This window comes from Eudoraea sp., assembly GCF_039969275.1.
Classification (GTDB): Bacteria; Bacteroidota; Bacteroidia; order Flavobacteriales; family Flavobacteriaceae; genus Eudoraea.
Map to the genome: position 1 here is coordinate 139,048 of NZ_JBDVOC010000014.1, position 20,729 is coordinate 159,776.

At 35.4% G+C, this 20,729-nt stretch carries 23 protein-coding genes; 9 read left to right on the top strand and 14 right to left on the bottom strand.

Annotated features, from left to right (window positions below; genetic code table 11):
* Position 1 precedes the first annotated feature (1 nt).
* The 6 genes from ABJH90_RS12720 to ABJH90_RS12745 form a co-directional block, all read right to left on the bottom strand.
* Entirely contained in the window at positions 2 to 1,141 is a 1,140-nt protein-coding gene (locus ABJH90_RS12720) for an Mrp/NBP35 family ATP-binding protein (protein ID WP_348141516.1), read from the bottom strand.
* Positions 1,142 to 1,298: 157 nt separating this feature from the next.
* Positions 1,299 to 1,646, bottom strand: coding sequence for an MGMT family protein (locus ABJH90_RS12725; protein WP_348141513.1), 348 nt, complete (start codon positions 1,644 to 1,646; stop codon positions 1,299 to 1,301).
* Between the two features lie 4 nt (positions 1,647 to 1,650).
* Positions 1,651 to 2,277: a LysE family transporter gene (locus ABJH90_RS12730; RefSeq protein WP_348141511.1), complete on the bottom strand. Its 627-nt coding sequence runs from the start codon at positions 2,275 to 2,277 to the stop codon at positions 1,651 to 1,653.
* A 3-nt stretch (positions 2,278 to 2,280) separates the two neighbouring features.
* On the bottom strand, positions 2,281 to 2,952 hold the full coding sequence (gene trmB, locus ABJH90_RS12735; RefSeq protein ID WP_348141509.1) for a tRNA (guanosine(46)-N7)-methyltransferase TrmB: 672 nt from the start codon (positions 2,950 to 2,952) through the stop codon (positions 2,281 to 2,283).
* A gap of 56 nt (positions 2,953 to 3,008) precedes the next feature.
* Positions 3,009 to 4,070: an ATP-binding protein gene (locus ABJH90_RS12740; RefSeq protein WP_348141507.1), complete on the bottom strand. Its 1,062-nt coding sequence runs from the start codon at positions 4,068 to 4,070 to the stop codon at positions 3,009 to 3,011.
* Positions 4,070 to 4,756 (bottom strand): response regulator transcription factor, encoded by a 687-nt coding sequence (locus ABJH90_RS12745; protein WP_348141504.1) that lies wholly within the window; start codon positions 4,754 to 4,756, stop codon positions 4,070 to 4,072. The genes ABJH90_RS12740 and ABJH90_RS12745 overlap by 1 nt, the downstream gene beginning before the upstream one ends.
* A 255-nt stretch (positions 4,757 to 5,011) precedes the next feature.
* On the opposite strand from ABJH90_RS12745, the gene ABJH90_RS12750 reads away from it, so the two are divergent.
* From ABJH90_RS12750 to ABJH90_RS12760, 3 genes are all read left to right on the top strand, one after another.
* Positions 5,012 to 5,323, top strand: coding sequence for a T9SS type A sorting domain-containing protein (locus tag ABJH90_RS12750; protein ID WP_348141502.1), 312 nt, complete (start codon positions 5,012 to 5,014; stop codon positions 5,321 to 5,323).
* A 191-nt stretch (positions 5,324 to 5,514) separates the two neighbouring features.
* Positions 5,515 to 5,838, top strand: coding sequence for a T9SS type A sorting domain-containing protein (locus ABJH90_RS12755; protein ID WP_348141498.1), 324 nt, complete (start codon positions 5,515 to 5,517; stop codon positions 5,836 to 5,838).
* Positions 5,839 to 5,916: 78 nt separating this feature from the next.
* Positions 5,917 to 6,894: an acyl transferase gene (locus ABJH90_RS12760; protein ID WP_348141496.1), complete on the top strand. Its 978-nt coding sequence runs from the start codon at positions 5,917 to 5,919 to the stop codon at positions 6,892 to 6,894.
* A 25-nt stretch (positions 6,895 to 6,919) separates the two neighbouring features.
* Here ABJH90_RS12760 and ABJH90_RS12765 read toward each other — a convergent pair whose 3' ends face one another.
* On the bottom strand, positions 6,920 to 7,678 hold the full coding sequence (locus ABJH90_RS12765; RefSeq protein WP_348141494.1) for a sterol desaturase family protein: 759 nt from the start codon (positions 7,676 to 7,678) through the stop codon (positions 6,920 to 6,922).
* A gap of 13 nt (positions 7,679 to 7,691) precedes the next feature.
* The gene (tyrS, locus tag ABJH90_RS12770; protein WP_348141492.1) at positions 7,692 to 8,990 is read right to left on the bottom strand and encodes a tyrosine--tRNA ligase; all 1,299 of its coding nucleotides are present in this window, start codon (positions 8,988 to 8,990) and stop codon (positions 7,692 to 7,694) included.
* A gap of 100 nt (positions 8,991 to 9,090) precedes the next feature.
* Between tyrS and ABJH90_RS12775 the strand changes: the two genes are divergently transcribed.
* Positions 9,091 to 10,110 carry an NAD-dependent epimerase/dehydratase family protein gene (locus ABJH90_RS12775; RefSeq protein WP_348141490.1) on the top strand — a complete coding sequence of 340 codons (1,020 nt, stop codon included), beginning with the start codon at positions 9,091 to 9,093 and terminating at the stop codon, positions 10,108 to 10,110.
* Here ABJH90_RS12775 and ABJH90_RS12780 read toward each other — a convergent pair.
* From ABJH90_RS12780 to ABJH90_RS12790, 3 genes are read right to left on the bottom strand one after another with little or no spacing between them, the layout of a single operon-like run.
* Positions 10,089 to 10,472, bottom strand: coding sequence for a DUF4296 domain-containing protein (locus ABJH90_RS12780; protein WP_348141488.1), 384 nt, complete (start codon positions 10,470 to 10,472; stop codon positions 10,089 to 10,091). The two genes, ABJH90_RS12775 and ABJH90_RS12780, sit on opposite strands and share 22 nt — an antisense overlap.
* Positions 10,472 to 11,806, bottom strand: a complete 1,335-nt coding sequence (locus tag ABJH90_RS12785) for a dihydroorotase (RefSeq protein WP_348141486.1) — start codon at positions 11,804 to 11,806, stop codon at positions 10,472 to 10,474. Before ABJH90_RS12785 ends, ABJH90_RS12780 begins: the two co-directional genes overlap by 1 nt.
* A gap of 3 nt (positions 11,807 to 11,809) precedes the next feature.
* Positions 11,810 to 12,532: a polyprenol monophosphomannose synthase gene (locus ABJH90_RS12790; RefSeq protein WP_348141484.1), complete on the bottom strand. Its 723-nt coding sequence runs from the start codon at positions 12,530 to 12,532 to the stop codon at positions 11,810 to 11,812.
* 133 nt (positions 12,533 to 12,665) lie between these two features.
* Here ABJH90_RS12790 and ABJH90_RS12795 point away from each other — a divergent pair, with 133 nt between their 5' ends.
* Genes ABJH90_RS12795 through ABJH90_RS12805 form a run of 3 tightly spaced genes read left to right on the top strand, consistent with a single transcriptional unit; the run spans position 12,666 to position 15,738 of the window.
* Positions 12,666 to 14,330 carry a glycosyltransferase family 39 protein gene (locus ABJH90_RS12795; protein ID WP_348141482.1) on the top strand — a complete coding sequence of 555 codons (1,665 nt, stop codon included), beginning with the start codon at positions 12,666 to 12,668 and terminating at the stop codon, positions 14,328 to 14,330.
* Positions 14,330 to 14,986, top strand: coding sequence for a DUF4271 domain-containing protein (locus tag ABJH90_RS12800; protein WP_348141480.1), 657 nt, complete (start codon positions 14,330 to 14,332; stop codon positions 14,984 to 14,986). Before ABJH90_RS12795 ends, ABJH90_RS12800 begins: the two co-directional genes overlap by 1 nt.
* Before the next feature lie 5 nt (positions 14,987 to 14,991).
* Positions 14,992 to 15,738, top strand: a complete 747-nt coding sequence (locus ABJH90_RS12805; RefSeq protein ID WP_348141478.1) for a uroporphyrinogen-III synthase — start codon at positions 14,992 to 14,994, stop codon at positions 15,736 to 15,738.
* Between the two features lie 40 nt (positions 15,739 to 15,778).
* On the opposite strand, the gene pckA is transcribed toward ABJH90_RS12805, so the two are convergent.
* Positions 15,779 to 17,395 carry a phosphoenolpyruvate carboxykinase (ATP) gene (gene pckA / locus ABJH90_RS12810; protein WP_348338102.1) on the bottom strand — a complete coding sequence of 539 codons (1,617 nt, stop codon included), beginning with the start codon at positions 17,393 to 17,395 and terminating at the stop codon, positions 15,779 to 15,781.
* 71 nt (positions 17,396 to 17,466) lie between these two features.
* Positions 17,467 to 17,850, bottom strand: coding sequence for a DUF423 domain-containing protein (locus ABJH90_RS12815; protein WP_348141475.1), 384 nt, complete (start codon positions 17,848 to 17,850; stop codon positions 17,467 to 17,469).
* A gap of 81 nt (positions 17,851 to 17,931) precedes the next feature.
* Here ABJH90_RS12815 and ABJH90_RS12820 point away from each other — a divergent pair, with 81 nt between their 5' ends.
* Entirely contained in the window at positions 17,932 to 19,305 is a 1,374-nt protein-coding gene (locus ABJH90_RS12820; protein WP_348141473.1) for a saccharopine dehydrogenase family protein, read from the top strand.
* A 49-nt stretch (positions 19,306 to 19,354) separates the two neighbouring features.
* The gene (locus ABJH90_RS12825; RefSeq protein ID WP_348141471.1) at positions 19,355 to 19,825 is read left to right on the top strand and encodes an Lrp/AsnC ligand binding domain-containing protein; all 471 of its coding nucleotides are present in this window, start codon (positions 19,355 to 19,357) and stop codon (positions 19,823 to 19,825) included.
* 27 nt (positions 19,826 to 19,852) lie between these two features.
* Here ABJH90_RS12825 and ABJH90_RS12830 read toward each other — a convergent pair whose 3' ends face one another.
* Complete coding sequence (locus ABJH90_RS12830) at positions 19,853 to 20,557, bottom strand: zinc metallopeptidase (RefSeq protein WP_348141469.1); 705 nt, start codon at positions 20,555 to 20,557, stop codon at positions 19,853 to 19,855.
* Positions 20,558 to 20,729: the final 172 nt, after the last annotated feature.

Consider the following 20,729-nt stretch of genomic DNA (forward strand, 5'->3'; position numbering starts at 1 on the left):
ATCAGTTCTTTTTAGCAGCAGCACAACCGGCCATTGTTGTTATCTTAATTGCTTCAGTAGGTGGTAAACTTTTATTTCGTGAAACAACTTCCTGAACTACATTCTTGGTAAGTTCCTCAAAGGCTTTTTCGACCGGAGTGGCTTTTTGAAGAGCAGCAGGTCTTCCAATATCTCCAGCCTCACGAATACTTTGAACTAAAGGTATTTCTCCCAAAAATGGAACATTCAGATCAGTAGCCAGATTTCTTGCCCCGGTTTTTCCAAAGATATAATATTTGTTATCTGGAAGCTCCTCCGGAGTAAAGTAAGCCATATTCTCAACAATTCCTAAAACAGGTACATTGATGGCCTCCTGTTGAAACATTGCTACGCCTTTACGTGCATCTGCAAGAGCTACCTCCTGAGGTGTGCTTACAACTACAGCACCAGTAATCGGCATAGATTGCATAATACTTAAATGTATATCACCTGTACCCGGTGGTAAATCGACCAACATAAAATCTAATTCTTCCCAATGCGCGTCAAAGATCATTTGATTTAAAGCTTTTGACGCCATAGGCCCTCTCCAGATTACTGCCTGATTAGGTTGAGTGAAAAAACCAATAGATAAAAGCTTTACCCCATAGTTTTCTATAGGTAACATTTTTGAATTTCCATTTATATTCGTTGCTAAGGGCTTTTCACCTGCAACATCAAACATAATGGGCATTGAAGGACCATAGATATCTGCATCCAGCAAACCAACTTTAAATCCCATCTTTGCCAGCGTTACGGCCAAATTGGCTGTCACTGTAGATTTCCCAACACCACCTTTTCCGGAAGCGACAGCAATTATATTTTGTATTCCGGGTATTGGTTTTCCTTTAATTTCATTCACCTCTGGCTTAACCGGAGCATCAACCTTAATATTTACAGTGATTTTTGCCTTTTCATAAACCTCCCTGTGAATGGCCTTCAAAATTTCGACTTCTGTTTTCTTCCTTGCCTGAAGGCTTGGATTATTTATGGCAATATCTACTACCACCTCATCTCCAAACACCTGAATATTATTTACAGCCCCACTTTCGACCATATTCATCCCCTCACCTGGCACTGTAATAGTTTCTAAAGCTTTTAGTATTTCTTTCTTATCCAACTTCATGAGCTGTGGTATTTATGTCTTTATGTAAAATGATTCTAAACAACAAAGATAAGTTATAGGTGCGAAACTATAAAGTTGTGGTATTGAAAAGGACAATATCAATATAGATTTGCCATATATAGTGTAGGAAGTATTCTAAATTTTAGTAGAAACAAAACTAATAGATCTCTGAAGGCAATTCTTTGGCGGGATCCCAGAAGTATTTTTCAAAATTTACTATTTGATTATCTTTTACTTTGAGGCCTTCATTTTCTAACAATTGTTGCATTAAGCTGGTGCCGTCAAAGTGATGTTTTCCGGTTAATAAACCCTTTCTATTTACAACTCTATGTGCGGGAACACCTTCAATTGTCCCTGCTCCATTCATAGCCCATCCCACCATCCTTGCGCTCCTGGCCGCTCCCAAATACTTTGCTATAGCGCCATAAGAAGTAACTCTCCCATAGGGAATCTGCCTGGATATTTCGTAAACTTTCTGAAAGAAGTTTTTATTTTCCGGATTCATATTATTAATAAAATATTCTAAAAATCGTAATTACCAGTAAGACCATCATTAAAGCGCTAAGAATGTAATTCGAATTTTTAGAAAAGCGGTCTGTTTTGGCTTCTAATTTATAAAAATATACGGTGTACAAATAAAGCACTGTAAAAGTTCCACTACCGGCTGCTATAATAAACGTTAGAATATCCCAAATTTCAAATTTAATCCAGCCAGATGCATTCCACATAGCATTAAGCCCGCTATAGTAAGGAATGGTAAGTAAATTAAGAGCAGCGAGGAGCATTCCTTTAAAATAACTATTCCTTTTACTAACATTTACAATTTTTATTTTTTTTGTTTTTTCCCGTTTTGCTGAAATAAAAAAATAAAGTGCAAAAAAAGTAAAAACACCTAATGCGATCTTAAGTAGTAAATCTATGACTTCAGGATGTCTGAATAGAAATTTTGAAATCATTACTGCAATGTACGCCTGCATCATGATCATGGTAGCGACCCCTAGACTAAACATAATTCCGTTTAGTTTCCCTTTTTTAACACTTGTTTGGGCAGCATTCATATTTAGCAATCCCGGAGGAACAGTTGCCATAAAAGCAGCTGAAAAAGTCACAAAAAAAAGTATAATTAAATGCGTCATTGGTTAATTGACAGTAAACTTTATATATGTAATTGGTTTTCCTTTTTCAAGATACTGCTTTTCATAGAAAGTTTTTATATCCATCACTTCTTTTGGACTCCCCTCATTCTTGTAAATATCATGATTTGCATATAAAATCTCACAACCTAAGCCATGTAATAATCCCAAAGTGTACCCATGCATAAATTCACTATCGGTCTTTAAGTTGATTATACCTTTATCTTTAAGTACAAACTTGTATTTATCCAAAAAGGCCTTATTTGTAAGCCTGTGTTTCGTTCGTTTATACTTTAGTTGTGGGTCTGGAAAAGTAATCCAGATTTCATCTACCTCATTTTCGGCAAAGATTAAATCTATTAGTTCTATCTGCGTTCGTAAAAAGGCAACATTCCCTAAATTCTCCTCCAGGGCGGTTTTAGCCCCCCTCCACAACCTGGCACCCTTAATATCAATACCTATAAAATTCCTCGATCCATCCAGCTTGGCCAGGCCAATGGTATATTCTCCTTTACCACAACCCAGTTCCAAAACTATCGGATTGTCATTATTAAAAAAACTCTTCCATTTTCCTTTTAAAGGAAATTTACCCTCTATTAGTTCATCCCTGCCAGGTTCAATAACATGGCTGAAAGTCTTGTTTTGTTCAAATCGTTTGAGTTTATTTTTACTTCCCAAAGCAAAGGGTATTATTTTGTTTCAGTAAAACTAAGGAATTCTTTCGGAGAGCAGATTTAGTCAGCTTTAAGTTGAGTCTTTTCTAAGGTAAATGAAAATTCCGATCCTACACCCACCACACTTTCAACATATATTTTTTCGCCATGTGCCTCAATTATGTGTTTTACGATTGACAATCCCAAACCGGAGCCGCCTTCTTTCCTGCTACCGCTTTTATCAACCCTGTAAAATCGCTCAAAAAGTCTGGGGATATGTTCTTCAGGAATTCCTTCACCATTATCGGTGATTCTTACAATCACTTTATTCCTGATAAGGTTTTCCACACTTACTTCGGTAGTACCATCACGATGACCATATTTTATAGAATTCACTATCAAATTAGACAACACCTGCTGTATTTTATCCCTATCGGCCTTTACATAGATTGGAGTTTCATAATTCATGTCAAAAGTAAGCGAGATGTTTTTTTTACCTGCCTTCATCTCTACCAATTCAAATACACTTTGTATAAGTTCAATTATATCAAAGGCACCTAATTCCAAGTTTAAGTCTCCAACCTCTAATTTTGTAATCAGATCAAGGTCCTTGATAATATAAATAAGTCTTTCCACACCTTTTTGGGCTCGCTGTAAATATTTTTTCCTAACTGCTTTATCCGCCAAGGCACCATCTAGAAGTGTAAGAATATAGCCTTGTACTGTAAACAAAGGGGTCTTAAGTTCGTGTGAAATATTACCTAAAAAGTCCTTCCTGTATTCCTCACGGATTTTTAGTGTGTCTATTTCAATTTTTTTGTCCTTTGCAAATTTTTCTATATCCTCTGTCAGCGTTTTCATGTCTGTTGTAACAGGATCGGTGGTAAAAGAAGTAGACTCCAATAAAGAAACATCATCATAAATTTTCTTAATCCTTCGGTAGATATATTTCTCGACACGAACCTGAATTATAGTAAAAGATATTACAAAAACCATTATAGTAAAAACCAGTAGTTCAAGCCAGGTGTCTTCTAACTGTTTTTTGTACAACAGAAAAAGACTTAAAGATAATGCAAGAATGATAGTAATTAAGAGTGCGGAACGGAATGCAAACTTATATGACTTTTTTAACCTTGTAGACATTACAATACAAACTTATAGCCTACACCCTTGACAGTTTTAAAATGATTGTCCCCAATTTTTTCGCGTAGTTTTCTAATATGTACATCAATTGTTCTGCCTCCAACAACTACTTCCTGTCCCCAGACTTTATCCAATATTACTTCACGTTTAAATACCTTGTCTGGTTTTGAGGCTAATAAGGCCAAAAGCTCGAATTCTTTCCTTGGGAGAATAATCTCTTTCCCGTTGTTGATTACTTTGTATTCCTCGCGATTAATTTCAATATTTCCGACCTTCAGAATATCTTCATCCTGATTCTTTTCTTCATTTAATCGCCTTAACAAAGCCTTTATCTTACTTACCAATAATTTTGGTTTTATCGGTTTGGTGATGTAATCATCAGCACCTGCATCAAAACCAGCTACCTGAGAATAATCCTCTCCTCTGGCTGTTAAAAAGGTAATTAAGGTATTTTCCAATCCTTTTGTATTTCGAATAACATCACAAGCTTCTATCCCATCCATTTCAGGCATCATTACATCCAAAAGTATCAAATGGGGAGTTTTTTTCCTTGCCTTCTCTACACCTTCAATTCCGTTCTTAGCAGTAAATACCTGATATCCCTGGGAAGAAAGATTATATTTTAGAATCTCCAAAATATCCGGTTCATCATCTACCAATAGAATTTTAATGTCCTGCTTTTTCATGGGTTTATTCTTTGATCATTCAGACCAAAAGTAAAGATAATACTAATATGCTTTAATTACTTAACGTTGATTTAATGCTGATAACATTAAAATAACACCAAAGAGTCAAATATTAGGGGTTTTAAAGTTCTATTCCAGTTTAACAGTATCTATGGATGCATTTTATCGAATATTAGTTATTTAACAAATTCATGGAGTATAATGGAGAACTAAAATTTCTATATTTGTGATAATTACTATTGTTGAATAGTGTTTATGAAGCAAATCTACCTTGTTTTATTTTTTCTTTTTATCTCTTTTAGCTACGGCCAGGAAGCGCAAAACCCTGGGGGCGAAATAGAGGGTTTTAAGCTATATCCAAATCCCGTTTCCACTGGAAAAGTTTATATCCAGACTGCATCGAATGCCCCGAAAAGAATACTAATCTTTGATGTTTTTGGCACTCAAAGGCTTGAGACAACAATTCTAAGAAAGGAGTTGAATGTCTCTAATTTAGTTGCCGGGGTTTATGTCCTAAGAGTATATGAAAAAGATAGGGTAGCAACTAGAAAATTGATAATTAAATAGATTTACTCCCTCAAAAAAATATTCGGTACAACTTCCTTATAAAATTTATTATTTATCGATTAAATGCATAATTCATCGATGAATGTTACAACTATAAAAGTTTACCTACAAAAATTTAGCTTTCACAACAATTTCTATCAGGAGAAAAGCTATTATCATATATTTACTTAGTTGATCCCAAATCAATGTTGATGCAAAAAGCCTACGTATTCTTTTTACTGGTCTTTACTTTAGTGCTTTCCGGACAGGAAAAGCCACGGGCTATAGGTGAAAAGGAACAAGAAATTTCCAATTTTACGCTTTATCCAAATCCAGCTATTGATGGCATCGTTTACATTAAAACTTTAAATAATCAGAGTAAAGATGTAACCGTGTACGACGTTTTTGGTAAAATAGTACTTCAGGATCGGATTTCAACAAATATGCTCAATATAGGAAGGCTTTCACCAGGTGTTTACGTAATTCAAGTGGAAGAGAATAACAAAACAATGACCAGAAAACTGGTTGTTAAATAGCATTTCACAAATATCCATTATTGTGCTCCCCAGAGGAGCTTTTTTTATTTTAACTATTTTTGTAGTCTTCAAGTCGATATGGATATCAATAAAATTTTTGAGATCAAAACATTATCTCAGTTCAACAATCTTGCATTGGAGATTTTTAATTTTCAGTATGACAACAATCCTATTTACCAGAAGTTTTGCAGTTATTTGGGTAAATCTAGGTCTAATGTAAATACAGTAAAAGATATTCCATATTTACCAATTGAATTTTTCAAATCCAAAAAAGTAATAGCCAAGAACCAAAAACCTCAGATCGTTTTTGAAAGCAGCGGGACAACGGGACAACTTGTTAGCAAACATTATGTTTCAGAGCTGTCTATTTATGTGAAAAGCTATTTGAAAACCTTTGAACATTTCTATGGAAATATTGAGGATTATTGCGTTCTGGCATTATTACCTTCTTATATGGAACGTGAAGGCTCTTCACTTATCTATATGGTAAAAGACCTTATTAAAAAAAGTGAAAATCCGAAGAGTGGTTTTTATCTTGATAACAAAGTTGATCTATTAAAGACCCTCGAAAGCCTGGATCAATCTGCTGGTAAAAGCATCCTTATTGGTGTTTCATATGCCTTACTAAACATTTCCGAGCATCATTCACTGAAATTAAAAAATACCATTATTATGGAAACAGGCGGGATGAAAGGCAGGAGAACTGAATTGGTGCGGGATGAATTACATAATATCCTTAAAAACAGTTTTGGCCTTGATGCCATTCACTCGGAATACGGCATGACTGAACTTCTTTCTCAGGCATATTCCAAAGCTAACGGAATTTTCAATTGTCCTCCCTGGATGTCTGTTTCTATACGAGAAACAGAAGATCCTTTGACAACTGAATCTTTTGGTAAAGTAGGAGGAATAAACATCATAGATCTCGCCAATATTTATTCGTGTTCGTTTATTGCAACTCAGGATCTTGGCAGGATCTATAAAGATGGGAGTTTTGAAGTATTAGGCAGATTTGATCATTCAGACGTCCGCGGCTGTAATTTAATGGTGCTTTAGTATCAGGGGTTTAAAATTACTTAAATCATTTCCCAATACTTTCGGGACTTTCCGTTCCCATCCACTTATCCCAAAATGTAAAGTATAATCCAAAGTTATAATTGAACTTTCTGTGATGCTGATCGTGATGAGTAGCGCCAATTATCCAATGTCCAAACCACTTTCCATATTTTCCTGAAGGATATATTTCAACTCCGGCATGATTAATTGTCGCTGAAATAGTCATGATTAATAGCATAAATAGCAAAGCGTAATAGTGCATAGGTATAAACAAAACTATTAATGGAAGAATAATAGCCTGTAACACAGTCTCCAATGGATGAAATGAGAAAGAGGTCAATACTGAAGTGTGTACACTTTTATGATGAATCTTATGAAAATACTTATAGACAGACGGCTTGTGCATCCAACGGTGTATCCAATAATAATAGGTGTCCTGAATAAATAGCGTTAATAATACACTAATTGGTAAATACCATAATGGGTAGGCGTTTAAATCCACATAGATTGCCGTAACCCCTTTTGACCATAAAAAATAAATCAATATTCCAAAAATCGCAAAAATCAACCCGCTTATAGCAGACCAATATAATTCCTTGTATAATTGCTTCTTCTTTAACGCAGTATGATCTAATATTCTTTTATCAAATTTTTTTCGAAACAAAAAGAAAAATGCATAGTGATACGCTCCAGAAACAATTAAAAAGCGAATAAATATAATCAGGAACAGAACAAAGGTTAAAAGCAGTACTGCTCTGAAGTCAAAAAAATCAATTTCCTCCATTAATACCCCCAATTTAAGATTTTACAACCAGGATAAAATAATTCTTTTTACCTCGCTGAAGTAAAACATATTTGTTGTTTATCAAATCTGTTTCCGTTATTAAATAATCTTCTTTTACTTTTTCCTTATTAACGGAAATGGCATTTTGTTTTAGTTCTCTCCGTGCTTCACCATTAGAACCTAAAAATCCTGTTTTGGCAGCTAATGCAGCAATCATATCCAATCCATTATCCATTTCAGATTTGGAAATCTCCGCTTGAGGGACTCCGTCAAAAACATCTAAAAAAGTATTCTCGTCTAAGCTCTTAAGATCTGTAGAAGTTGATTTTCCAAAAAGAATAGAACTGGCAATCACTGCATTTTCATATTCTTCTTTGGAATGAACCAGAATGGAAATTTCTTGCGCCAGGCGTTTTTGTAATATTCGTAAATGAGGTGCCTGAGACTGTTCTATAATCAAATCTTCAATTTCACTTTCAGACAAAAAAGTAAAGATTTTAATGTATTTTTCTGCATCTTCATCTGATGTATTTAGCCAATACTGATAAAATTTATAAGGCGATGTTCTATGGGCGTCCAGCCAGATGTTACCGCCCTCAGTTTTTCCAAATTTAGTTCCATCAGCCTTAGTAATAAGAGGACATGTGAGTGCATATCCTTTACCCCCTCCAATTCTGCGAATTAGTTCTGTTCCGGTTGTAATATTTCCCCATTGGTCACTCCCACCCATTTGAAGCGTACAATTATAATTCTGAAACAGATATAAAAAATCATACCCCTGAACCAGCTGATATGTAAACTCAGTAAAAGACATACCTTCTTTTTCATCTGGTGAAAGCCTTTTCCTGACAGATTCTTTGGCCATCATATAGTTAACTGTAATGTGTTTCCCAACATCGCGAATAAAATCGAGGAAAGTGAAATCTTTCATCCAATCATAGTTGTTAACAAGTACCGCAGAATTTTTTGCCAGGCTATCAAAATCAAGAAAACGGGACAATTGCTCTCTAATTGCTTCCTGATTTAATCGCAAGGTAGTTTCATCCAATAAATTTCTTTCAGTTGATTTACCGGAAGGATCACCTATCATACCTGTTGCTCCGCCAATCAAGGCATAGGGTTTATGACCTGCGAGCTGAAAATGTCTTAACATCATTACACTTACCAAATGACCAATATGAAGTGAATTTGCAGTTGGATCTATCCCAACATAGGCAGATTGAATCCCAGTAAGTAAATGCTCTTCGGTTCCCGGCATAACATCGTGTACCATTCCCCTCCATTTTAGTTCCGAAACAAAGTTTGAAGTCATTTTGTAATCTATTAAAATAGTTGCTGCAAATATAATAGAAATAGCCAGCAGCTTGACTCATTGAACAAATTTATCCAACCGAAATGAGTAAATTAGACCCATGGTTTTAGTCACAGGAGGAACTGGACTTGTAGGGTCCCATCTAATGTTGCATTTGCTCACTAAGGGTGCATCTGTTAAGGCTATTCATCGAAAAAATAGCAATATTCAGAGAGTAAAGGAGGTATTTTCATATTATCATGAAAATTCTGAGATGTTATTTGATAAGATTCAATGGATAGAAGCCGATATTAATGATATCCCTGCTCTTGAATTGGCATTTAAGGAAGTTACTCTGGTTTATCACTGTGCTGCATTTATTTCATTTGATCCCGGTGATTTTAATGCTCTACAAAAAATAAATAAGAAGGGTACGGAGAATATTGTAAATCTTTGTATTGATAAGAATATCAAAAAATTGTGCTATGTAAGTTCTATTGCAACAATAGGCAAATCTACAACAGGTGAACGGATCAATGAAGAAAATGAATGGAATGATACCTATGCAAATGTATATGCATCTTCAAAACACTTTGCCGAAATGGAAGTCTGGAGGGGTGCTCAGGAAGGCCTCTCTGTAGTAATTGTTAATCCTGGTATTATCCTGGGTCCCGGATATTGGGAAAGCGGTAGTGGGTTACTATTTAAAACGGCTGCGAAAGGTATGAAATATTACTTCCCGGGTGGTACGGGATTTATTTCGGTAGGAGATGTTGTTAAAATAATGGATCAACTTATGGATTCTCCTATTAAAAATGAGCGCTTTATTGCTGTAGCAGAAAATTTGTCCTATAAAAGTATTTTAGAGACAATCTCGCTCGCGTTTAACAAACCAGCACCTAAGATTGGGCTGAAATTTTGGCAATTAGAAGTTTTCTGGAGAATGGACTGGGCTATAAATTTATTTATATCCAAAAAAAGGAAGTTAACTAAACAAGGGCTCACATCTTTACGACATCCACAGGTGTATGATAATTTAAAAGTACAGGAAGCACTTAATATGGAATATGAATTAATTCAATCATGTGTTTCCTATTCATGTCAAAAATATATAGAGGCTCACTCTTCCTCCTTCTCCTGATCTAAACTGTCCTTTTTTTTCTCTTTCTGTTTTTCAAAACCCTCTTTTTGCTTTATAATTCTCTCTTCTATTTTCTTATAAATATCTTCATATTCCAAAGGCCTGGATGCGTAATATAAATCACTCGAGACAAACTGTATACTATCAATTTCATATTTGTCGTAAATAAATTGCATGGGAGCAAAATTCTTATCTTCCATTACCCGGGGCCCGGTAGTCTTAGCCGCATTTATAATAGCCAGATCGTGAAGGATATCAATCATTTTCTCTTTAGAAATAAGATTGACGGGCTTCTCAATGACCTCCTCTCCGCATGAGAAAAGAATTATAAATGTTATTAAGAGGAATATTTTACGCATCATTATCTATCAAAAGTAAGCCTTTTAGCATTCCTGAAACTGGAAAATTGTCCTTTATCATAAGCCAAATGTCCATTAACAAATGTGTGAGTGACTTTTGTTCTAAACCTATTACCTTCAAAAGGTGACCATGAACATTTATATAAAATATTGTTTTTATCAACCGTCCAGGGTGAGTTTACATCTACTATTGCTAAATCTGCATAAAAGCCCTCCTTTATATAACCACGTTTCTCAATTTGAAACAATTTAGCAGGATTGTGGCACATTTTTTCAACAACTTTCTCTACAGTGATTTTTCCTTCAAAAACTTTTTCCCACATAGCCGTTAATGCATGCTGAACAAGGGGGCCACCAGAGGGTGCCTTCATATAAATATTTTTCTTTTCATCCAGAGTATGTGGAGCATGGTCTGTTGCCACAACATCAATTCTATCATCCAATAATGCCTGCCATAATTGATCTCTGTCTGTGGAGGTCTTAATAGCAGGATTCCATTTAATTAACATTCCCTTTTCCGAATAATCTTTATCTGAAAACCAAAGGTGATGAATACAAACTTCTGCCGTGATCTTTTTTTGTTCAAGTGGAATGTCATTTCTAAAAAGATTGGTCTCTTTGCCTGTTGAAACATGAAAAACGTGCAATCTAGCCCCCGTTTTCTCTGCAAGGGCAATCGCCCGGGATGAAGAAAGGTAACAAGCCTGTTCGCTTCGTATTAACGGATGTAATTCAACAGGAATATCATCGCCATATATAGCTCTGTATTTCTGTGTGTTTTCTCTAATAGTTTTTTCATCTTCACAATGTGCTGAAATCACTAGTTCTGTATTCTTAAATATTCGCTCAAGGACCTCTTCATTATCCACCAGCATATTTCCTGTAGAAGATCCCAAAAACAATTTTATGCCTGAGCAGGCATATTTATCAAGTTTTTTTATTTCCTCAAGGTTGTCATTGGTACCACCAAATAAAAAGGAATAATTAGCATATGAAGTCCTGGAAGCTAATTCAAATTTTTGCTCCAATTTTTCTATAGTGGTCGTTTGCGGATTCGTATTGGGTTGTTCCATGTAAGAGGTTATTCCACCTGCAATGGCCGCCCTGCTTTCTGAAGCTATATCGCCCTTATGGGTAAGTCCGGGCTCTCTAAAATGCACCTGATCATCTATTATCCCAGGTAAAACAAAATTCCCGGCTACGTCCAGAATTTTTGCCCCGTTTGAAGAAAGATTACTGCCAATTTTTGTGATAATCTCATCTTGAATTAGAATATCGGACTCAAATCTTACTCCTTCATTTATGATAATAGCATTTTTAATGAGTGTTTTATCCATAACTTAATCTTTAGTAAAAAAACTTCTGAATTTCATTGTGATAACACCAAATATTGCTTCCCAGATAATTGAAGAACTCATCTTAGATTTGCCCAGCTCCCGATCTGTAAAAATGATGGAGACTTCTTCAATTTTAAATTTTTTTAGGTATGCCCTAAATTTCATTTCTATCTGAAAAGCATATCCTACAAATTTTATTGTATCCAGGTTAATCGCCTCCAAAACGATTCTGTTATAGCAGACAAAGCCTGCTGTAGGATCATGAATTCGCATTCCAGTAATTAGTTTTACATAAAAAGAGGCTCCATAGGACAATAAAACTCTGTAAAGTGGCCAATTAACTACATTTACTCCTTTTTTATAGCGCGACCCAATGGCCACATCTGCACCATTAAGGCACGCTCTGTATAATCGTTGTAAATCTGAGGGTCTATGAGAAAAATCGGCATCCATTTCAAAAATGTAATCGTATTTTCTTGCCAATGCCCATTTAAAACCATGAATATAAGCAGTCCCCAAACCAGATTTGCCGTTTCTTACTTCGAGAAACAACTGCTTAGGATATTTATTTTGTAATTCAATGACCTTATTTGCAGTACCATCCGGGGAATTATCATCAACAATTAAGACATCAAATTCTTTTTTAAGTTGAAAAACAGCATCTATAATAGCTTCAATATTCTCAATTTCATTAAACGTTGGAATTATTACTAAGCTATCTGTCATTTGCCTTTTGGTAATTTTGACAAAAATACTACTTTAAAAGGTCTAGCAGAAAATACAAAAGTAATTTTATCGTTTCTTTAAAGGAATTAATTAGTGCTATAATTTGTAATTTTGAAGCGAATCGGTAACCGTAATGAAACTTAAACTACCCAGAATTTTCCTTTATTTATTAGCAGCAATTTTTATAATAAATCTATTACAGGGTTATTTTACTGAACTAATTTTTGACGAAGCTTACTATTGGTATTATGCTCAACATATGGCTTGGGGCTACTTTGATCATCCACCAATGGTTGCTTTGATCGTCAAGATGAGCAGCCTGTTTTTTAATGGAGAATTAGGAGTTCGCCTTATAGGTATTGTTCTTTCTGCTGGCACCTATATAGTCCTCTGGTTTTTAATAGATGACCATAGAAAGAATAAATATATACTTCATTATTTTAGTTTGGTTTTCTCAATGACCCTTATTCATGCTTATGGATTCCTAACACTACCTGATACACCATTACTTTTCTTTACTGCGGTATTTTTATTGATATATAAGAAGTTTTTAAAGTCCCCATCCATAGGTTTATCTATTCTTTTGGGACTTGTCATGGCTGGCTTAATGTACAGCAAATACAATGCTGTTCTGGTAATACTGTTGGTATTGATATCTAATCTACGCCTTGTCTTTAACAAATATGCCTGGCTTTCTGTACTAATTGCACTGGTTAGTTATACCCCCCATTTTATATGGTTATTTAATAATGACTTTGTTTCTATAAAGTATCATTTGTTTGAAAGGCCAAACAGAGCCTACGAATTTGGCGATTTTTCTTTAGGGTTTTTTGTTAACCTAATAGCACTTTTCGGCTTAACTTTTCCATGGATATACAGGGCTCTTTTTAAAACAAAAAAGTCTGATAAATTCAACAGTGCACTTTTGTTTTTGATTTATGGTATCATCCTATTCTTTTTCATTTCCAGTTTTAACAGACGCATACAAACACAATGGTTAGTTGTTATTTGTATTCCAATGATTGTAGTGGTTTACAATCAAATACTCCTGGATAAGGTTACGAGAAAATGGATTCTGATCCTTGGTACAGCTAACATTGTAATTTTAATGTTCCTCAGAATTGGATTGATCTATCTCCCGCTTTTTCCCATTGTTTATGAATCACATGGAAATAAAGATTGGGTAAATGAAATAAGCTCTCAGATTGGGACAACTCCTGTAGTATTCGAAAATTCTTATACCGACGCACCTATGTATACGTTCTATTCCGGTAACACCTCCTATTCACTCAATAATATACGATTTAGGCCAAACCAGTATTCATTAGACGAGTCTGAAAATCTGGTACAAGGGCAAACAATACTTTATGTCTCCAAATTCTTAGACAAAGGCGACATTTCTTATTACGATGCAAAAGGAGATCAGCATTATGGTGTCTATATAGAGAATTTTGAATCGTTTAGAAAGTTGAGAACTATTGTTAATACTCCTCTTGAATTATCGGAGGACAAATATTTAAACTTTTCAATCTACAATCCATATGCTAAGGATATTGAAATATCCAAGCTTGAGTTTGGGGTGATATTTCTAAACAAATATAAAAACGTCAGAGAAGTCCAAAAGATTCCGGCCAATCCTACCCAGGCAGAAAAAAACTTACTTAAATCTAAAGATACGACGAGCTTTAGACTTCTAATGCCAAAACCAAACATTGGCGATGCTTACTATTTTAAGATTAGTATTTCTGAAAACGGACTTTATTGGGGTTTAAATGGGGAAAACGTTAAATTGCCATAATGGAACCTGTTCAAAGAGTAATCAATAATATAGATTGGATAACAGTAATTATCTTTTCCAGTATACTATTTATGGTTATTGCTAAGAATTTATTTTACAACAGGTTTTTAAATTTTATTATACTCCCTTTTAATAACAAGTATATTTTTATGTACAATAAAAAGGATAAACTATTAAATTGGTTTAATATCTTTTTTACAATATTCCAACTTCTAAATTTTTCACTTTTCATCTATTTGGCTTCAACTATTTTGTCCAGTTCAGAAAGTGACCTATATCCAGTTGTTTTTTCAATTATTCTCGGGTTTCTATTCTTGTTCTTATTTGGTAAAATATTGCTGCAAATGGGGGGTGGGTTTGTCTTCAATAATAATAAGATAATCTCCGAATTCATTTTTAAAAAGCTGTCCTACCTTAACTACAGCAGTATCATCATGTTAGCAGCCAATATTATCCTTACTTATGTACTTAAAGATTCGAAAATTGTAGTGTTTATTGCCATTTTTCTAATAGTAGTAGTGAATGTTGTTGGCTGGATAACTATTATAAAAAATTATCAAAAATTAATCTCAGGCTACTTTTTCTATTTTATTTTGTACCTTTGCGCTCTCGAAATTGCACCCTTTGTAATCATCGCGAATTATCTAAAAGACTAAGATACATGAAGGTAAAAACGATTTTGGTGTCCCAACCAGAACCAAAAATGGAAAATTCTCCATACCTAAGGCTAATTGAAAAGGAAAAAGTAAAGGTAGACTTTAGGCCTTTCATACATGTTGAAGGGGTAGACGCCAAAAGCGTAAGGCAACAGAAGATTGATCTTAAAAATTATTCGGCCATAATCCTCACCAGTAGAAATTCTGTTGATCACTTCTTTAGAATAGCTGAAGAAATGCGTTTTAAAGTTCCGGATTCCATGAAATACTTCTGCCAATCTGAGGCAGTAGCTTTTTATCTCCAGAAATATGTAGTTTACAGGAAACGAAAAATTTATGTGGGCAAAAGAAATTTTAGTGAATTACTTCATTTATTTAAAAAATATAAAGAGGAATCTTTTTTACTGCCCTCATCAGATGTTTTAAAACAAGCTATTCCCGATGCCTTAAATGAACTGGGTATTAACTGGGATCGAGGTATTTTCTATAAAACTGTTATAAGCGATCTCTCGGATTTAAGAAATGTCTATTACGATGTTCTGGTATTTTTTAGCCCATCAGGTATAGAATCATTACTTAAAAATTTTCCCGACTTTGAGCAAAATGATACGAGAATTGCGGTATTCGGAAATTCAACCGTTTTAGCAGCAACTCAAGCCAGTCTGCGAATTGATATAAAAGCTCCGACACCTGAAACTCCATCGATGACAATGGCTTTACAGAAGTACATTACCAGTGTCAATAAAAAATAAAAACTCGACAAAAAGGTCTCATTTACTGAGACCTTTTTAATTAATAGTTATAACGCTGGGGTCCCCCTCTCCTTATTTCTTCATTGGCATAAGACTCGAACTTTTTAAAATTCTCACGAAAAGCATTGGAAAGTTTAAATGCAGTATCATAATATGCCTTATCGTCATTCCAGGTTGCTCTCGGGCTTAAAACATCAGTAGGGACACCCGGGCAAGTCCGTGGTTGTGCTACACCAAAAACAGAATGAATATGGTAGGAATCATAGGTGTACAATCCTAAGTCACCACTAAGTGCAGCGCGAATCATGGCTCTTGTGTATTTTAATTTCATTCGTGTTCCAATCCCATAAGGTCCACCGGTCCATCCCGTGTTAACCAACCAAACATTAACCTGAGATTCTTTCATTTTTCTGCTTAATGTTTCTGCATATTCTGCCGGATGTAAAGGCATAAACGGCGCTCCGAAACATGCAGAGAATGAAGGTACAGGTTCAACTACCCCTGCCTCTGTCCCGGCCACCTTAGCGGTATATCCTGACATAAAATGATATGCAGCCTGACTGGGAGTTAATTTTGATATAGGAGGTAATACTCCAAAGGCATCTGCTGTAAGGAAAAAAATGTTTTTGGGGTCTTCTCCAATTGAAGGTCTTTTAATATTGGAAATATGATCAATAGGATAACTTACCCGGGTGTTTTGAGTTATGGACGTGTTATCATAATCGACTTTCCCTCTTGAATCCAGAATAACGTTTTCCAAAATTGCGCCTTTTTTAATTGCGGCATAGATCTCTGGTTCTTTTTCCGCACTTAGATTGATAACCTTGGCATAACATCCGCCTTCGAAATTAAAAACTGTATTTTCTTCAGTCCATCCGTGTTCGTCATCTCCAATCAATTTTCTAAATGGATCTGTAGACAAGGTTGTTTTACCGGTACCGGAAAGTCCAAAAAACAAGGCTGTATCTCCTTTTTCCCCAACATTGGCGGAACAATGCATAGGTAAAGTATCCTTGTATAAAGGCAAGATAAAGTTTAAAGCAGAGAAAATTCCTTTCTTAATCTCTCCAGTATAACCCGTACCACCTATTAAAGCAATCTTTCGCGTAAAATTAAGAATGGCAAAATTGTGTTGTCTAGTTCCATCAACCACACTATCTGCCATAAACCCAGGTGCATTCATCACAGTCCATTCCGGCTCAAAATTCGCTAATTCCTCTTCCTGAGGTCTAAGAAACATATTATGTGCAAATAAATTGGACCATGGGTATTCATTGATGACCCTTAAATTTAATTGATATTTACTATCTGCACAGGCATAACAGTCCCTTACAAATACATCCTTGTCCTTTAAGTAAGTGATCACCTTAGTATAAAGCGAATCAAATTTCTCAGGAGAGAATGGAATATTTATATTCCCCCACCAGACTTTATCTTCGGTTATATCGTCCTTAACAATAAAACGATCCATTGGGGAACGTCCTGTGAACTCTCCTGTGTTAACAGCCAAGGCTCCGTTTGATGCCTCCTTACCCATACCACGTTCAAGGGTCATCTGATGAAGTTGTTCAGGATCTAATTGGTAAAATATCCGATCGGTTTCCAGGCCGTACTCTTTTAACGAAATTGAATTCATTGAAATGCTCTTTATTGCCATTTATATTTTGTTCTAGTAGCTAAAAACGTATCAAATCGTGGATCAGTTATTAAAGCCATTCTCCTTGATTATTATAATTTTCTATAAGCACGATAGCCAAAAATCAACCATCCCAAAATCAAAAGAAGGCCGCCAATTGGTGTAATAAAGCCTATCGTTCTAAAATCAAAGCCAGTCAGGCTGTTAGTAGCTAACAAATAAATAGAAAATGAGAAAAAAACTATCCCTGAAACAATCAAATAATAAACCAGTTTCTTCTCCTCTTCGGGCATGCTTTTCACACCACCAAGGATTAATAAAAATAGTGCGTGATACATTTGATAAGTCACACCTGTTTTAAAAGTATCTATCTCGCCTGAAGACACAAGATTGTTCAATCCATGAGCCCCAAAAGCACCTAAAACCACGGCCAATACTCCAAAGAAAACCCCTGTACAGAAAATTGTTTTGTTCATAACTTAAATGGCCATATTTCTGACAAATGTAACAATTTGATACCTTAGTCCCCGCAATACTTCGAACAGAAAATAAATTTGATGTCACGAAAAATATTAGTCATAGGGGCGGGAAAATCTACCTCATATTTGTTGGATTACTTTCTGGAAAAAGCAGATTCAGAAAAACTACATTTAACTATTGGTGATCTCAATACCAAGATAATTCCTGATGAGATAAAAAACCATCCTTCGTGTAAAGTTATAAAGTTGGATATTTTTAAGGATGATGAAAGAGAGAGGGCCATTAAAAACTCAGATATTGTTATTTCTATGCTCCCGGCACGTTTTCACATGAAAGTGGCCGAAGATTGCATTCGTTTTAAAAAACATTTGGTTACCGCATCCTATGTAAGTAAAGAAATTAAAGCATTAGATGCTGAAGCTAAAAAAAACGGATTAATTTTTATGAATGAAATTGGTTTAGACCCTGGGATAGACCATATGAGTGCCATGCAACTTATTAATAGAATAAGGGACAAGGGGGGTAAAATGTTGCTATTTGAATCTTTTACAGGTGGCCTGGTTGCTCCTGAAAGTGATAATAACCTATGGAATTACAAATTTACCTGGAATCCAAGAAATGTTGTAATTGCCGGACAAGGTGGAACTGCTAAATTTATACAGGAGGGCACCTATAAATATATACCCTATCATAAACTTTTCAGAAGGACGGAATTTATGACTATAGAAGGGTATGGAGCATTCGAAGCCTATGCAAACAGAGATTCTTTGAACTACAGGGAAGTATATGGTTTGGAGGATGCGCTAACTCTTTACAGGGGCACCATGAGACGTGTTGGATTTTCCAAAGCGTGGAATATGTTTGTTCAATTAGGTATGACAGATGATAGTTATACTATAGAAAATTCTGAAGGTATGTCCTACAGGGAATTTACCAATCTTTTTCTACCTTATTCACCAACCGATTCCGTTGAACTTAAACTCAGACACTATCTCAAAATTGATCAGGACGATATCATGTGGGGTAAACTACTGGAATTAAATTTGTTTGATTCAAAAAAAACTATTCCTATAAAAAATGCCTCTCCGGCTCAGATGCTGCAAAAAGTATTGGAAGACAGCTGGACCATGGCGCATGATGATAAAGATATGATAGTCATGTACCATAAATTCGGATTTGAATTGAATGGGAAAAAACAACAGCTTGATGCTAATATGGTGGTGATTGGTGAAAATCATACACATACAGCAATGGCAAAAACTGTTGGCTTACCTGTGGCTATTGCAACTTTACTGATACTTAATAAAAAAATTTCAACTCCGGGAGTACAGATTCCTATATCCAAGGAAGTTTATGAACCAATTTTAAAAGAGTTAGCCACCTATGGAGTAGTATTTAAGGAGTATTATGTACCTTATTTAGGTTATAATCCTGATTCTGTCGCAGGTTAATATTTGCAACTAATTTTGGTATCTTTAGGCATTATATGAAAGCTTGTACATGAAATCCAGTAATGAAAATGTAAAAATTGACGGGATTGATAAAAAAATCCTAAGGTTTCTTATGGCGGATGCAAGAAAGCCAATATTAGAAATTGCCAGGAATATTGGAATATCAGGAGCTGCTATTCATCAAAGACTAAGAAAACTGGAAAAATCCGGTCTAATCGCCGGATCTAAATTCATTGTAAATCCAAAGGTTTTGGGTTATACGACCATGGCGTATATTGGAATTTTTCTGGATAAGGCCATGAGTAATCCGATAGCTGTGAAGCAATTGGAAAAAATACCAGAAGTCCTGGAGTGCCATTATACTACTGGCAATTGGTCTATCCTTATCAAAGTTTTGTGCAAAGACAATGAACATCTTATGCATTTGTTGAACAAAAACATTCAGCAGATTGAGGGTGTTTCCAGGACAGAAACCTTCATATCTCTGGATCAGCAAATAGACCGTCAAATTACAATTTAGCAGGCCAAAAATATTCCTGTACAGGAACTAATCTCTTCCACCGAATACCTGAAAGCCCCAGTAAACCAAAGATGCAAGAGAGCCAATTGCAGCAACGACATAAGTTCTTGCGGCCCATTTCAAGGAATCCTCAGAACCCTTGTATTCTTCCTGTGAAACTATGTTCTTCCTTTTTAACCATGCCAAAGCCCTATTACTGGCATCATATTCAACCGGGAGCGTAATAAAACTAAATAAGGTAGCAAACCCCATCATAATTAGCCCTGCTACTGCAATATAAAACCCTAATTGTCCACCCGCACCTTCCGTTGAAGCCGCCAATATAAGCCCTCCAAAAACTACCCAAGTAGACATCCCCGATGTTACGCTAACTACAGGAACTAATTTAGAGCGAATTGAAAGCCATTCGTAGGCCTGTGCATGCTGAACTGCATGGCCACATTCATGGGCTGCAACGGCAGCTGCTGCCGCATTTCGCTGGTTATATACCCCTTCGCTAAGATTAACTGTTTTGGTTTTTGGGTTATAATGATCTGTGAGCATTCCAGCAGTGGAGACTACTTTAACATCTCTTATGCCATGATCACTCAACATTTTTTCTGCAATTTCTGCACCACTCATACCATTGCGCAAATGAACTTTGGAATAATAATTAAACTTGCTTTTTAGCTTTCTGCTTACCAACCAACTTACGAGGGCAATGGCACCGAGTAATATATAATAAATCGTCATAATTTCGTTTTTTGCTAATTTAAAAGTACTTATTAAATAACAAAAACCCAGCCAATTTAGTGCAGGGTCTTTCATACTGACAAAATGTACCTTTTTCAATTTATTCTATCGCAAAATTTCTTTTATGTAATAATATTGTGCAGTAGTAAAATCATGAAAAAAAGAATTGAGC

Coding starts and splice junctions, on each gene's coding strand:
- ABJH90_RS12765 (WP_348141494.1), bottom strand. CDS start 7,678: ATGGAGGAAATTGATTTTTTTGACTTCAGAGCAGTACTGCTTTTAACC.
- ABJH90_RS12755 (WP_348141498.1), top strand. CDS start 5,515: ATGCAAAAAGCCTACGTATTCTTTTTACTGGTCTTTACTTTAGTGCTT.
- ABJH90_RS12825 (WP_348141471.1), top strand. CDS start 19,355: ATGAAATCCAGTAATGAAAATGTAAAAATTGACGGGATTGATAAAAAA.
- ABJH90_RS12820 (WP_348141473.1), top strand. CDS start 17,932: ATGTCACGAAAAATATTAGTCATAGGGGCGGGAAAATCTACCTCATAT.
- ABJH90_RS12725 (WP_348141513.1), bottom strand. CDS start 1,646: ATGAATCCGGAAAATAAAAACTTCTTTCAGAAAGTTTACGAAATATCC.
- ABJH90_RS12745 (WP_348141504.1), bottom strand. CDS start 4,756: ATGAAAAAGCAGGACATTAAAATTCTATTGGTAGATGATGAACCGGAT.
- ABJH90_RS12780 (WP_348141488.1), bottom strand. CDS start 10,472: ATGATGCGTAAAATATTCCTCTTAATAACATTTATAATTCTTTTCTCA.
- ABJH90_RS12790 (WP_348141484.1), bottom strand. CDS start 12,532: ATGACAGATAGCTTAGTAATAATTCCAACGTTTAATGAAATTGAGAAT.
- ABJH90_RS12750 (WP_348141502.1), top strand. CDS start 5,012: ATGAAGCAAATCTACCTTGTTTTATTTTTTCTTTTTATCTCTTTTAGC.
- ABJH90_RS12730 (WP_348141511.1), bottom strand. CDS start 2,277: ATGACGCATTTAATTATACTTTTTTTTGTGACTTTTTCAGCTGCTTTT.
- ABJH90_RS12785 (WP_348141486.1), bottom strand. CDS start 11,806: ATGGATAAAACACTCATTAAAAATGCTATTATCATAAATGAAGGAGTA.
- ABJH90_RS12795 (WP_348141482.1), top strand. CDS start 12,666: ATGAAACTTAAACTACCCAGAATTTTCCTTTATTTATTAGCAGCAATT.
- ABJH90_RS12720 (WP_348141516.1), bottom strand. CDS start 1,141: ATGAAGTTGGATAAGAAAGAAATACTAAAAGCTTTAGAAACTATTACA.
- ABJH90_RS12830 (WP_348141469.1), bottom strand. CDS start 20,557: ATGACGATTTATTATATATTACTCGGTGCCATTGCCCTCGTAAGTTGG.
- ABJH90_RS12815 (WP_348141475.1), bottom strand. CDS start 17,850: ATGAACAAAACAATTTTCTGTACAGGGGTTTTCTTTGGAGTATTGGCC.
- ABJH90_RS12800 (WP_348141480.1), top strand. CDS start 14,330: ATGGAACCTGTTCAAAGAGTAATCAATAATATAGATTGGATAACAGTA.
- ABJH90_RS12740 (WP_348141507.1), bottom strand. CDS start 4,070: ATGTCTACAAGGTTAAAAAAGTCATATAAGTTTGCATTCCGTTCCGCA.
- ABJH90_RS12760 (WP_348141496.1), top strand. CDS start 5,917: ATGGATATCAATAAAATTTTTGAGATCAAAACATTATCTCAGTTCAAC.
- pckA (WP_348338102.1), bottom strand. CDS start 17,395: ATGGCAATAAAGAGCATTTCAATGAATTCAATTTCGTTAAAAGAGTAC.
- ABJH90_RS12775 (WP_348141490.1), top strand. CDS start 9,091: ATGGTTTTAGTCACAGGAGGAACTGGACTTGTAGGGTCCCATCTAATG.
- ABJH90_RS12805 (WP_348141478.1), top strand. CDS start 14,992: ATGAAGGTAAAAACGATTTTGGTGTCCCAACCAGAACCAAAAATGGAA.
- tyrS (WP_348141492.1), bottom strand. CDS start 8,990: ATGACTTCAAACTTTGTTTCGGAACTAAAATGGAGGGGAATGGTACAC.